The 14,112-nt window shown below is 40.5% G+C and carries 11 protein-coding genes and 1 pseudogene; all 12 read left to right on the forward strand.

From position 1 onward, the window contains the following. Nucleotides 1–38: 38 nt before the first annotated feature. Nucleotides 39–763: pseudogene (locus tag ACQXR1_RS02205) on the forward strand (lipoprotein YvcA). Between the two features lie 156 nt (nt 764–919). Beyond that, nucleotides 920–1,591 (forward strand): lipoprotein YvcA, encoded by a 672-nt coding sequence (locus ACQXR1_RS02210; RefSeq protein ID WP_243571547.1) that lies wholly within the window; start codon nt 920–922, stop codon nt 1,589–1,591. A 386-nt stretch (nt 1,592–1,977) separates the two neighbouring features. Beyond that, a complete protein-coding gene (locus ACQXR1_RS02215) occupies nt 1,978–2,703 on the forward strand; it encodes a lipoprotein YvcA (protein ID WP_187248797.1) in 726 nt (241 codons plus the stop codon). Further along, a complete protein-coding gene (locus tag ACQXR1_RS02220) occupies nt 2,696–4,603 on the forward strand; it encodes a DUF6792 domain-containing protein (RefSeq protein WP_430771659.1) in 1,908 nt (635 codons plus the stop codon). Before ACQXR1_RS02215 ends, ACQXR1_RS02220 begins: the two co-directional genes overlap by 8 nt. Before the next feature lie 14 nt (nt 4,604–4,617). After that, nucleotides 4,618–4,977, forward strand: a complete 360-nt coding sequence (locus ACQXR1_RS02225) for a hypothetical protein (RefSeq protein WP_289860948.1) — start codon at nt 4,618–4,620, stop codon at nt 4,975–4,977. Between the two features lie 166 nt (nt 4,978–5,143). Next, nucleotides 5,144–6,913, forward strand: coding sequence for a multidrug resistance ABC transporter ATP-binding protein/permease BmrA (gene bmrA, locus ACQXR1_RS02230; protein WP_430771660.1), 1,770 nt, complete (start codon nt 5,144–5,146; stop codon nt 6,911–6,913). A 125-nt stretch (nt 6,914–7,038) separates the two neighbouring features. Then, nucleotides 7,039–8,493: a tetratricopeptide repeat protein gene (locus ACQXR1_RS02235; protein WP_040081721.1), complete on the forward strand. Its 1,455-nt coding sequence runs from the start codon at nt 7,039–7,041 to the stop codon at nt 8,491–8,493. Nucleotides 8,494–8,873: 380 nt separating this feature from the next. Then, complete coding sequence (gene cwlO / locus ACQXR1_RS02240; RefSeq protein WP_430771661.1) at nt 8,874–10,283, forward strand: peptidoglycan DL-endopeptidase CwlO; 1,410 nt, start codon at nt 8,874–8,876, stop codon at nt 10,281–10,283. Nucleotides 10,284–10,488: 205 nt separating this feature from the next. Beyond that, on the forward strand, nt 10,489–11,439 hold the full coding sequence (trxB, locus tag ACQXR1_RS02245) for a thioredoxin-disulfide reductase (protein WP_069150380.1): 951 nt from the start codon (nt 10,489–10,491) through the stop codon (nt 11,437–11,439). 318 nt (nt 11,440–11,757) lie between these two features. Continuing rightward, nucleotides 11,758–12,234, forward strand: coding sequence for an 8-oxo-dGTP diphosphatase (locus tag ACQXR1_RS02250; protein WP_080478281.1), 477 nt, complete (start codon nt 11,758–11,760; stop codon nt 12,232–12,234). A 24-nt stretch (nt 12,235–12,258) separates the two neighbouring features. After that, nucleotides 12,259–13,146 (forward strand): RNase adapter RapZ, encoded by an 888-nt coding sequence (gene rapZ, locus ACQXR1_RS02255; RefSeq protein WP_003235371.1) that lies wholly within the window; start codon nt 12,259–12,261, stop codon nt 13,144–13,146. 1 nt (nt 13,147) lies between these two features. Further along, nucleotides 13,148–14,101, forward strand: a complete 954-nt coding sequence (gene mgfK / locus ACQXR1_RS02260; protein ID WP_040082505.1) for a gluconeogenesis morphogenetic factor — start codon at nt 13,148–13,150, stop codon at nt 14,099–14,101. The last annotated feature ends 11 nt before the right edge of the window (nt 14,102–14,112 follow it).

Genomic DNA, 14,112 nt, shown 5'->3' on the forward strand with positions numbered 1-14,112 from the left:
CAGTAATATTGATTAGTTAAACCTATTGGAGGTTCGTCGTGAAAAAAACCATCTTGATCAGCTTTAGCTTATTACTTGCCCTGACAGTCGGATGCAGTATGAACAACAATGAAAAAAACAACACAAAAGACAATAACACAGAAGCCGTAAAACCAAAGGGCATGGATCCAAAAGACCTTCCACAGGTTCCGGCGTTCCAAGATGAGAAGACGAGAGAGTATATGGTGTCAACGAAGGAAGAGGAGCCGGGCTATTATTTGCTTGAATCTAAGCTGCAAGGGTTTAGGATGTTGTTTCCAGCAGATGCTAAATATCTAGCAAGAAGATCATCGTTAACTGGGAAAAATAAAGAAAGTATCGGATTTAATAGTTACGATAAAGACACCAATGTAATGTTTGATGGGCATGTAACATTCTACAAAGAAGAAAGCTTTGTGAACGAACCTGAAACAATGCTAGATATTGTAAGTGGGAAAAATGATTATAAAGGTGAATATAAAAAAAGCAGTAAAAAGAACACGGACATCTACTTTGCTAAGAAAAAAGACATCTTTGAGGATATTGAAAGAAAATATAATTATTCATACAGTTACTTTGGATATGTGAAATCTACAGAAGAAGATAACCTAGGAGTTGAATTCGCCTTTACTTTCGGATGCAAAAATGAAAATCAACCATGCTCTTTAGATGAAGAAAAGGCTAAAAACAAAGTTGAGAAATTAATTAATTCTATCACCTTTTAATAGATAAAAAGGAGAAATAAGATGGAGAATGAGGATGAAGGCGTAAAGTTGGGCTAATAGATTTAGAGTATAACTATTAATAATTGTCTGCCTCAATTCATGCAAGTGAAGTTATACAAACCCTTAGGCAATTAGTATTATTTGAAGAAACAACAAAAAACCCGTGGAGGTTTATAATGAAAAAGATCATCTTGATTTGCTTCAGTTTATTACTTGTCCTGACAGGTGGATGCAGTATGAACGACAATAACGCAGAAACTGTAAAACCAAAAGACATGAATCCAAAAGACCTTCCACAGGTTCCGGCGTTTCAAGATGAGAAGACGAGAGAGTATATGGTGTCAACGAAGGAAGAGGAGCCGGGGTATTATTTGCTGGAGTCTAGGCTGAAAGGGTTTAGGATGTTGTTTCCGGAAGATGCGGAGTATTCCAACTCTGAAACTTCAAAGACAAACGAGTCACTATTTTTTGATAGTTTTAATAAAAAAACGAATATAGTAATGAATGCTTCAGTTAAGTTTTATCAAAATGAATCGTTTATAAACGAACCGGAGAATATGTTGGATATTATTAGCGGTAAAAATGAATACAAAGGTGATTTTGAGAAATTAGAAACGAAGGATAAAGATATTTACTTTGCCTCAAGACAAGAAAACTTTGACAAAGAAGAGACACCATCTTATATCTTCCTTGGTTATATAAAATCGAAAAAACAAGATTATTTAGGGATGGAATATTCTTTTATGTTTAGCTGCTCCGCCAATGCAAATACATGTAAACAAAACCCGAAAGACAATGAAGAAAAAGTTAAAAAAATAATAAACTCTACTACCTTTGGCGATATGTAAAGGAAAATACGAAGAAAGAGAGATATCTGCTCAAAAGAAAAAGGCTTTTGATGATGTAGAGGGAAAGAATAGTTTTTCTTATAGAGAATTATCGGGAAATAGAGTATTCGTTTCGATTTACCTACTATAAAGATGAAGAGGTTAAGTAAGAGCCGTATGATAAACGATTTTATGAAAAAAGAAATAGGTATTTTGATGTGTTTGTGATGTTTTGCTTGATTTGTTAATGAAAAGAGAACGAAACAGAGTCAGATTTCCTATTTATCCAAATTAAGCCATGATATAACATGAAAGAGGATAAAATAATCATTTCTTAACCAGGTCAATAGAATTATTTTCGGGACGAAAATAGAATTCTATTCTCACAAAACCCGTGGAGGTTCGTAATGAAAAAGATCATATGTATTTGCTTCAGCTTATTACTTGCCCTGACAGGAGGATGCAGTATGCATGACAACGATAAAAACACCACAAATGACAATAAAACAGAAGCCGTAAAACCAAAAGACATGGATCCAAAAGACCTGCCGCAAGTTCCGGCGTTTCAGGACGAGAAAACGAGAGAGTACATGGTGTCAACGAAAGAAGAAGAGCCGGGGTATTATTTGCTTGAATCTAAGCTGAAAGGGTTTAGGATGTTGTTTCCGGAGAATGGGAAGTATTCAAGCTATTTGTCTAGCCGTGATGAAAATGAAGAAATCATCGCATTTGATAGCTATGAAAAAACAAAAAATAAAATGCTAAATGCACAAATAGAGTATTATCAAGGAGTAACTTTTATTAACAATCCTGAGACAATGTTAGACCAAATTAGTAGTGAAAATGGTTATAATGGTAATTTTGAAAAACTAGAGAGCGAAGGTAAAGATATTTATATCGCCTACAAGAAAAATAATTTTGAAAACGATAAAAATAAATATAATTTTTCGTACAGATACTTCGGTTATATTAAATCTACTGAGAAAGACCAACGAGGTATTGTGTTTTCGTTTATGTTTAGATGCCCAAATAATGATAAGCCTTGTACGTTAGACAAAGATAACTTAGGAGATCAGGTTAAAAAGCTCGTAAAATCTATCACCTTTTTAAATAAGGAGGGGAAAGATGGCTAACAATAATATATTTTCAAATGAAAATGTAAAACTGCGGTTAATAAATTTAGAGTATGATTATAAAAAAAAGTTTGCATCAAATAATCCTAAAGAAATAAAGGAAGCAAAAGTAGAATTTGAAGCGGAAGTCCGCAGGATCTATAAAGAAGAAACTAATCAAAATCTTCCTAAGGATATTGAGATTTATACATCTAAAGAACTGATTAAGAAAAATAACCAAAAAGATAAGTCAATAAAAGAATCGGGTTATGATGGTACGGCAATATATATAAAAGATAGTAAAAATCAAATAGACCAACTTCATATTATTTCGGAGGGTAGTGCTGATAACGAGGATTGGTCTTATAATTTTTTTGGCCTTTTCTTAGGGATCGACAGTAGCCAATACAGAGCAACGAGAGAATTTACTAAGGAAGCAAAGAAAAGAGCTGGAAATTCTGATGAGCTACATACTTACGCTCTTGGGCATTCACTTGCAAATAACAACCAGGTAATGGTTCAGTTAATAGATGGAGAGTTTGATGAAGTATATGGGGTAAACGGTGCTCAGGTTAGTGTAAATCATTTGTTACAAGCTGATAAAGATTTACTTGATGCTATGATCAATAAATTTAATGTTCTGAATACTGATGAACTTGAAAATGTCCGCAAAGAAGACCTAAAAAAAGCAATCACCCAATACTACAATGACAAAGGCGTCACAGCAAACATCACCCAGCGTATTTCCAAAGATGACCCGCTTTATGGCGTCAGCGGAAAGGCTGATTTTATTACATTTGGCAATGTAAAGATGAAAGATACAAATACAGATGTCAAAGGAATCAGAAGCATTATAGATAAGATTCCTGATGAGGAAGTCCGCTCTATCCAAACTTTTTTACGGAAGTATTCGGAAGAATATAAAAAAGGTGGGTTAAACGGATTTGTCATGGCTTCGACTGGGATAGATGCAGAGCTTGTCGGCAGTATTATTAGTGCTGATGGAAATATGGCGAAAGGGAAAATAGTGAAAGACCGGTTTGGTGACATACAGGTAATGGTTAAAAATATCGGGGAAAAAATGCCGGCTTTTATCAAATTCTTTCATACTATCTTGATTAATAGCGGAACAGTTGTGGATCAGCTTGAAGAGAATGGGTACATTGATGAGGCGCAAAAGAAGAGTATCAAAAAACAGTTGAAAATAGTTAATAATAAGATAGGCGATATAGAAATTCAATATAAACAGTTAAAATACGCGCTTTCTACTAATAATGTAGTTGCAATTGTTTATTATGTCTGTGAGTTAATAGGTAGTGTTAATGAATTAAAAGATGCATTTGAAACACTCGACACAGAAACAAAAGACGCACTAAAACTCATCGTCGACGGCCACAGCATCGTTCAAATGCTCAACGCCTTGTCGAAGGAAAAAGGCTTCAGCTATAAAGGCTCCGATATTTATTTTACAGGCAAGAGCGGCTCGGGAGAAACGATTCAAGTCAATCTCTCATCCGCTGTCAGAATCTATCAAAACGGTATGAAAATCGTTGAAGATATGGAAGATGCGATTTCTCAGTACCAGAAAGTTTACAGTCAGGAAATAGATGAAGACTTCATAGACAAAAAACAGGCGATCACCACGGCGATTCATCATATGGAAGAAAACCCTTCGCATTATGCCTTCGATCTTCAATTCCGGCTTGCAGCTGGTTTCAGCCACACATTCGATAAATTGGAAAAAATCTCAGTTCATGAATCATTCCACACAGGTGCGCTTCCTGCTAATGATGGAATTGTTGCTGAATTAAAAAAACAGACAACAGAAAAAAGAGATTTTATCAAAAATATCCGCGAGAGTATTGAAAAGCTGTTTGAAAAAGAAGAAATGATTTCTCAGTTATTTGATTTTCAGCCTTAGGAGGAATTTGAAGAGTGACTTCCTTATTTTCAGAAAGTGAAACAGAAATTGTATCAACCACCTATATGTTTCTGACCAAAGATGAAATGAAGGGGAAAGCGGGCGCCCTCAATCAACCGATCAACGACTTTCTCAGCCTGACAAAGAAATTTGAGTCTTCATTAAAAGAGGAAATCAAAGGGCAAAAAGGGTTGATTGTAAAAAAAATAAAAGAAGAACTTGAGTCGAAAAGCGAAAAACGAAAAGCTGCCCTTCAGATGATAAAAGAAGAACATACCGCAAAAGTGGATCGGTACAAAATGATAATTGAAGACCTGCGGCAGCAGGATGTAACATTGACTTACAGAAAAAAGAAGCCAGTGAAAGATGACTAACATAAAAAATCTCCTATTCAAACAATGAGTGGGAGATCTTTTATTTTCACCACGGCAAAAATATACTGAAAAAGTCTCTCGCCATTGATATGATTGAGAAAGAGTAAAAATCATCCTTTTGCTATGACTTTTCACCTTTCTGAACGCTGAAACAGGAGGAAAATATATGCCAACCCAGAAACAAAAATCTAAAAGTAAATTGAAACCCTTTTTTGCCTTAGTAAGACGGACCAATCCTTCTTATGGAAAGCTCGCCTTTGCGCTTGCCCTCAGTGTAGTAACCACGCTGGTCAGCCTGCTCATTCCATTATTAACGAAGCAGCTTGTCGATGGTTTTTCTATGTCAAATCTGTCAGGCACGCAAATCGGTTTGATCGCGCTGGTGTTTTTCGTTCAGGCGGGTTTAAGCGCTTATGCCACCTATGCGCTTAACTATAATGGACAAAAAATCATCTCCGGGCTGCGGGATTTATTATGGAAGAAATTAATTAAGCTGCCTGTCTCTTATTTCGATACAAATGCTTCCGGAGAAACAGTCAGCCGTGTAACGAACGATACGATGGTTGTCAAAGAATTGATTACAACCCATATCAGCGGATTTATTACAGGCATCATTTCTGTCATTGGATCATTGACAATCTTGTTTATTATGAACTGGAAGCTGACACTGCTTGTGTTAGTGGTCGTTCCGCTGGCCGCTCTTATCTTGGTGCCGATTGGACGGAAAATGTTCTCCATTTCACGGGAAACACAAGATGAAACGGCTCGTTTTACAGGCCTGCTGAATCAAATTCTCCCGGAAATTAGACTTGTTAAAGCTTCAAATGCGGAGGATGTCGAATATGGGCGCGGGAAAATGGGGATTTCCTCATTATTTAAGCTTGGCGTTCGTGAAGCTAAGGTTCAATCACTTGTCGGCCCGCTTATCTCACTCGTGTTAATGGCAGCGCTTGTCGCAGTGATCGGATATGGCGGCATGCAGGTATCTTCAGGCGAGCTCACGGCCGGAGCGCTCGTGGCTTTTATTTTATATTTGTTCCAAATTATTATGCCGATGGGCCAAATTACAACATTCTTTACACAGCTGCAAAAATCAATCGGTGCAACAGAACGAATGATTGAGATCTTGGCAGAGGAAGAGGAAGATACAGTGACGGGAAAACAAATCGAAAATGCGCATCTGCCTATCCAGCTTGATCGCGTGTCTTTTGGATATAAGCCCGATCAGCTGATCTTAAAAGAGATCAGTGCCGTCATTGAAGCAGGGAAAGTGACAGCGATCGTCGGTCCGAGCGGCGGGGGAAAAACGACGCTGTTTAAGCTGCTTGAACGCTTTTACTCTCCGACTGCAGGGGCTATTCGGCTGGGGGACGAGCCGATTGACACTTATTCGCTTGAATCGTGGCGGGAGCACATCGGATATGTATCACAGGAAAGCCCGTTAATGTCGGGGACAATCAGAGAAAATATTTGTTACGGATTAGAACGAGATGTAACAGATGATGAGATCGAAAAAGCCGCGGAAATGGCCTATGCCCTCAATTTTATAAAGGAGCTGCCGAATCAGCTTGATACAGAAGTGGGCGAACGCGGCATCATGCTGTCAGGCGGACAAAGGCAAAGAATCGCAATTGCGAGAGCGCTTCTCCGTAACCCAAGCATTCTTATGCTCGATGAAGCCACTTCAAGCCTTGACAGCCAATCTGAAAAGTCAGTTCAGCAGGCGCTTGAGGTGCTGATGGAGGGCCGCACAACGATTGTGATCGCTCACCGCCTATCTACCGTTGTAGACGCGGACCAGCTTTTGTTTGTTGAAAAAGGGGAAATTACCGGTCGTGGAACACACCATGAATTAATGGCTTCCCATGATCTTTATCGGGATTTTGCTGAACAGCAGCTGAAAATGAACGCGGATTTAGAAAACAAAGCCGGGTAAATTTTGGTCGAATCAGCCAATAAAAAAGAGGAGGGAATTTCCCAATCCTTCCTTTTGAACTATTGAGGGGCTTACGATTTATGGTATACTACTGACGGTAATATTGTATAAAACGGAGGGTAGTTGTGGGAAAACACACTTCTGAACATAAAAATCACGCACAAATTGTCCAGCTGCTTCAAGATGGACAATATTTTTTTCATAAAGGTTTGAAAGCGTATAAAGAGCGCAATCTGAAACGGGCAAGCAAACTGATTCAGCGCGCGGTTCATTTGGAGCCGGAGGATTCAGAGATGCTTTCACAGCTTGCGGTCATTTACTCGGAAATGGGCCAGTATCAAGAGTCGAACGATCTTCTTGACTATATCATGGCTAATCTGGAGGCCGAAATGCCGGAATGCCATTACTTTAAAGCGAACAACTTTGCCCACCTGGGGCTCTTTCAAGAAGCTTATAAAGAAGCGGCCGCTTATTCTGATGCGGACCCGGACGGTGAATTCGCGGAAGAAAATGATAGTCTGCTTGATTTACTCGATCTAGGGGACGATGGTATTGAGGATTCGTTGTATGATCAGGATGAACTGCTGATGAAACAGGATCGGGCAAAATCATTGCTGGAAAGCGGCCAGCTTGCTGAAGCGGTTGCAGCGCTTGAGGAAATCACAGCTGAATATCCGGAGCTTTGGTCAGCATACAACAATCTGGCGCTTGCCTATTTCTATTCCGGAAACGTTGTAAAAGCGAAGCAAACCGCGTATGAAGTGCTTTCTCATAATGAAGGAAATCTTCATGCCTTATGCAATCTTCTCGTTTTCTACTATTATGAAAGAGAAGATGAAAAAGTGGCGGAATTGAGTGAGCAGCTTTCTAATGTCTATCCAATGCTGTTGGAACAGCGTTATAAACTGGGTGCTACCTTGGCGCTTGTCGGCCGTTACGAGCTTGGGTATAAATGGCTCAAATCATTATATAAAACCGGCTTTGAAGGTGACGACACATTCTTTTACTGGCTCTCGTGCTCTGCTTATTTTACGGGGCATACCGACTTTGCCGAGACGATCTGGAGAAAAGTCGAGTCGCAATATCCCGGAGAAGACCGCCCTGCGCCTTGGGTTGAGCGAAGGGAAGCACTTCCTTCATCTGTAGAGCAGCGTCTCGCAGCCTATTATATCAGCAGTACAAAGGGAGAAACGGAGCATCTTGAAGCGGTAATACGCTCAAAGAGAATTACCGCTCCTTTTGAAAATCACTTTGTAAAGCTGCTTTTGAATGGAGACTCTGTGGCAGCTGACGTTTCAGAGGATGCGCTGTTCGCCTATCAAACGGTCAAATTATTAGAGCAAGCTGAAAAAGAAGAGATGACAACAGAAGTCATGAGTTGCTGGGTTTTTCATGTCATCCAGCAAATCCGCGCAGCCGCTCCGTTGAAGAATGAGAAAGGCTGGGCGGCAGCGATCTGTTATATTTGGAAAGAAGCCCACGGCAAGCAAGACACGAAAAAAGACACAGCAGCCCGATTTGGCATCTCTCCGGCAACGTTGACGAAATATATGAAATATATTGATGATATTCTAGAATAGTATATTTTGAAGAGTCGATTTGTTTAATCGACTCTTTTTTTGTTTGGTAGATTATATTAAGAAAATAATATCGACAGTTTTTTTACACGCTTAAGAAAAATGACAAATGATGTGTGGTTTGACATCTGTTTGAAACATAAATGTAATAAAATTTATCGCTAATTTGTCGAAACTTGATGGTATAATGATTCTCGTACATAAGGAATTAGTGTTTTTTACATATGATGTGAAATAAACGCTATACAACCAGAATAAGAGATGCACAGAATAATTAACCATAAACAACCATCATTCCTCGTAGAGTATGAGGAACGAAACTTGATGTTCAAAATACGATTCCAAATGAGGACAGGTTCACAGTAAAAGGGAGGATATAAAAAGTGAGAAAGAGTTTAATTACACTTGGTTTGGCTTCCGTCATCGGGACAAGCAGTTTTTTGATCCCATTTACAAGTAAAACTGCATCGGCGGAAACATTAGATGAAAAGAAACAAAAAATCGAAAGCAAGCAATCTGAGGTTGCTTCCAGCATTGAAGCGAAGGAAAAAGAATTAACTGAGCTTCAGGAAAATCAATCAAAGATTGAAAAAGAACTGCAAGGCATTAACGCTAAGGCGCTTGATACAAGCAACAAGATCGAAGATAAAAAAGAAGAAAACGATAAAACAAAAGAAGAAATCAAAAAACTGAAAAAAGAGATTAAAGAAACAGAAGCACGCATCGAAAAACGCAATGAAATCCTGAAAAAACGCGTTCGTTCTTTACAGGAAAGCGGCGGATCTCAAGGATACATAGATGTTCTTTTAGGATCAACAAGCTTTGGTGACTTTATCTCTCGTGCGACTGCGGTCTCATCTATTGTGGACGCAGACAAAGATTTAATCAAACAGCAAGAGCAGGATAAAGCGAAGCTCGAAGATTCTGAAGCGGATTTGAATAACAAGCTGAAAGAAGTTCAAGCTGCATTGGCTAAATTAGAAACAATGCAAAAAGACCTTGATAAACAGCTTAATGAAAAAGACAAGCTTTTCGACGAAGCAAAAGCAAGCCAAAAGAAAACGGCTAAAGCGATTTCTGAATTAAAATCAGAAGCGTCTGAACTTGCAAATCAAAAAGCAAATACTGAAGCTGAACAAGCTCGCATCAAAAAAGAACAAGAAGCAGCTGCTGCTTTGATCAAAAAGCAGGAAGAAGCACAAAAAGCATCTGATGAAACACAAACAGATGACAGCCAAACGGCTACAACTGAATCAGCGAAAGCAAGCTCATCTGATGATTCTTCAGACAATTCTTCTAACGGTTCATCAAACAGTTCGTCTAACGGCTCATCTTCTAAGAAGAGCAGCGGTTCAAACAGCAATTCAGGCGGCACTGTTATCAGCAACTCCGGCGGAATTGAAGGCGCGATCAGCGTTGGTTCAAGCATTGTAGGACAATCTCCTTACAAGTTTGGCGGCGGACGCAGCCAATCTGATATCAACAACCGTATTTTTGACTGCTCATCATTCGTACGCTGGGCATACGCTTCTGCAGGTGTTAACCTTGGGCCTGTAGGCGGAACAACAACTGATACGTTAGTTGGCAGAGGACAAGCTGTCAGCGCGTCTGAAATGAAACGCGGAGACCTTGTGTTCTTTGACACTTACAAAACAAACGGACACGTAGGAATCTACTTAGGAAACGGTACTTTCCTAAACGACAATACATCTCATGGCGTATCTGTTGACTCTATGAGCAATCCTTACTGGAAAGCAGCATTTAAAGGCGTTGTAAGACGTGTTGTTCAATAATAAATATGACAAGGGCCTTCTACAAACAGAAGGCTCTTTCTTTATTAACATATACCCTTTTTGAATACATTTAATCGTGTTGAGCAAAAAAATAGCGTATCACCATGAGATTTTATAGGATATGGGTAAGGAATACGTTTGATGGGGATTCTTATCTTATAAGAAAGAGCCCAAACTTGAAAAGATGGTTTAAGGAGTGAATAGTGTGTCAGAAGAAAAAATTTATGACGTGATTATAATCGGCGCGGGCCCTGCTGGGATGACGGCCGCTGTATACACATCGAGAGCAAATTTATCGACATTAATGATTGAAAGAGGAATTCCCGGCGGACAAATGGCCAATACGGAAGATGTAGAAAACTATCCTGGATTCGAAAGTATCCTTGGGCCTGAGCTTTCTAACAAAATGTTTGAACACGCGAAAAAATTCGGCGCCGAATACGCTTATGGCGATATTAAAGAAGTCGTTGACGGCAAAGAGTACAAAGTAATTAAAGCTGGTTCAAAAGAATATAAAGCGCGTGCTGTCATTATTGCTGCAGGTGCGGAGTATAAAAAAATCGGTGTGCCTGGCGAGAAGGAATTAGGCGGACGCGGTGTATCTTATTGTGCGGTATGTGACGGGGCTTTCTTTAAAGGCAAAGAGCTTGTTGTTGTCGGCGGCGGAGATTCTGCGGTTGAAGAAGGTGTGTACCTGACACGTTTCGCTTCCAAAGTAACGATCGTTCATAGACGTGATAAACTCCGTGCGCAAAGCATTCTTCAAGCGAGAGCATTTGATAATGAAAAAGTTGACTTCCTATGGAACAAAACCGTGAAAGAAATTCATGAGGAAAACGGCAAAGTCGGTAACGTAACGCTTGTCGATACGGTAACCGGTGAAGAAAGTGAATTCAAAACAGATGGCGTATTCATCTACATCGGCATGCTTCCTCTATCTAAACCGTTTGAAAACCTGGGCATTACGAATGAAGAAGGCTACATCGAAACAAACGACCGCATGGAAACTAAGGTTGAAGGGATTTTCGCTGCCGGAGACATTCGCGAAAAATCACTGCGCCAAATTGTAACAGCTACAGGAGACGGAAGCATTGCGGCACAAAGCGTTCAGCATTATGTCGAAGAGCTTCAAGAAACGCTGAAAACCTTAAAATAAAAAGGGCTGTCACACGAGTTTCACATTACGTTACTGGGTTTTAATTCCGCTGTAACACATGTGTAATGCTTTTCGGTTATGATTAATAAAGTAATTGACCCCCTTTTTATAATGAATACACTTTTTTGGCACGGATTCTCCAGTTATCCGTGTCCTTTTTTTGTCCAAAAATAAAAGATGAATGCCGATTACAGCAAAATCATCTGAATTAACGAAAGAATATGCTGTAAAATAGAAGAAAAGATTGTCAATGTCTCTTCATTGTGGGAGGCATCTTGAAGCGGTATAATAAAGAGACGATGACAGGACGAAGGTTAGGTGACGTACTTGCAAAGAGTGACAAATTGTGTGCTTCAGACGGATGACAAAGTTCTTCTGCTGCAAAAGCCGAGACGCGGCTGGTGGGTCGCGCCGGGCGGCAAGATGGAGAGCGGAGAATCAGTCAGAGACTCCGTCATCAGAGAGTACAGAGAAGAGACTGGTATCTATATCATAAATCCTCAATTAAAAGGCGTTTTTACCTTTATTATTAAAGACGGTGACCACATTGTCTCCGAGTGGATGATGTTTACGTTTGTCGCTGATTCTTATACAGGACAAAATGTATCAGAATCCGAGGAAGGCAAGCTGCAGTGGCATGATGTCAATGACATTCAGAGCCTGCCTATGGCCCCTGGAGACGGCCATATCCTTGATTTTATGATGAAGGGACAAGGGCTGCTGCACGGCACATTTACGTATACACCGGACTTTGAGCTGCTCAGTTATCGTTTAGACCCGCAGCATATCAAATAGAAAGACAAGTCAGGGGGGAGAAAGATGAGTGTTAGTGAATCACATGATATTCAGCTTGTCATTATAACCGGAATGTCGGGAGCGGGGAAAACTGTCGCCATTCAAAGCTTTGAAGATCTCGGCTATTTCTGCGTCGATAATCTTCCGCCTTCATTGCTTCCGAAGTTTTTAGAGCTGATGAAGGAATCAAATTCGAAAATGAGCAAAGTTGCGCTCGTGATGGATCTGCGCGGCCGCGAATTTTTTGACAGGCTGATTGAAGCGCTGGATGAAATGGCCGAGAATCCGTGGATCACACCGCGAATTTTATTCCTGGACGCGAAGGATTCCATTCTCGTCACGAGATATAAAGAAACGAGACGCTCGCATCCGCTGGCAGCGACTGGCCTGCCGCTTGAAGGCATTGCGCTGGAACGAGAGCTGCTTGAGGAATTAAAAGGCCGTTCTCAAATCATTTACGATACATCTGACATGAAGCCGCGTGATTTACGCGAAAAAATTGTAAAGCACTTTGCCTCAAACCAAGGAGAGACATTTACCGTAAATGTGATGTCATTTGGTTTTAAATACGGTATCCCGATTGACGCAGATCTCGTCTTTGATGTCAGATTTTTGCCGAATCCGTACTATATCGAAAGCATGCGGCCGCTGACTGGCAAGGATGAAGAGGTTTCCTCTTACGTCATGAAGTGGAATGAAACGCAAAAGTTCAATGAGAAATTAATTGATCTGCTGAGCTTTATGCTTCCATCTTACAAAAGAGAAGGAAAAAGCCAGGTCGTCATTGCGATCGGCTGCACAGGGGGCCAGCACCGCTCTGTGACACTTGCCGAGAATCTAGCTGATTATTTCAAAAAGGATTACTATACTCATGTTACTCACCGGGACATTGAAAAGAGAAGCCGGAAATAAGATGGGACAAAAACCGAAAATCGCAATCTTTGGCGGCGGTACGGGACTTTCTGTATTGCTTCGGGGCCTAAAACATAAACCCGTTGACATCACGGCCATTGTAACAGTTGCCGATGATGGGGGAAGCTCTGGCCGTCTGCGGAATGAACTGAAAATTCCGCCTCCCGGAGACATCAGAAATGTGCTTGCCGCTTTATCCGATGTGGAGCCGCTTGTTGAAGATCTTTTTCAGCACCGCTTCAATAAAGGGAATGACTTAACAGGCCATTCTCTCGGGAATTTGATTTTGGCAGCGATGACAAATATAACCGGTGATTTTTTTCACGCTGTCACAGAAATGAGCAAGGTGCTGAATGTAAGAGGGAAGGTTTTGCCGGCTGCAAATACCAGTGTTGTTTTGCATGCTGAGATGGAAGACGGCCGCGTGGTCTCAGGCGAGTCAACGATTCCGGCATACGGACAGCGCATTAAGCGTGTTTTTCTCACGCCTGAACAGATTGACCCGCTGCCGGAAACGATAGACGTGATCAGGGAAGCGGATTTGATTATTATCGGCCCGGGAAGCCTCTATACAAGCATTCTTCCCAATTTGCTCGTCCCAAAAATCGGGGAAGAAGTGATAAAGGCGCCGGCGAAAAAAGTATACATTTGCAACGTGATGACTCAGCCCGGTGAAACGCTCCATTACACCGCTGCTGATCATGTGAAAGCGCTCAATCAGCATATGGGCTGCGGTTTTATTGATACGATATTAGTGAACAGTGAAGACATTCCCGACGAAATAAAGCGTAAGTACGAAATGGAATCCGCACGTCCTGTTGATTTTGATATCGATGAGCTGAAAGCGATGGGGCTTGAAGTCATCAGAGACCAAATCGTAACGTATAAAAATGACGTAATTCGTCACGATACACATAAAGTGGCCTCTCTTCTTGTTGATTTACTGAAAGAATGAAGCCTTGAAAT

The organism is Bacillus sp. ATD (assembly GCF_050585765.1).
Classification (GTDB): Bacteria; Bacillota; Bacilli; order Bacillales; family Bacillaceae; genus Bacillus; species Bacillus stercoris.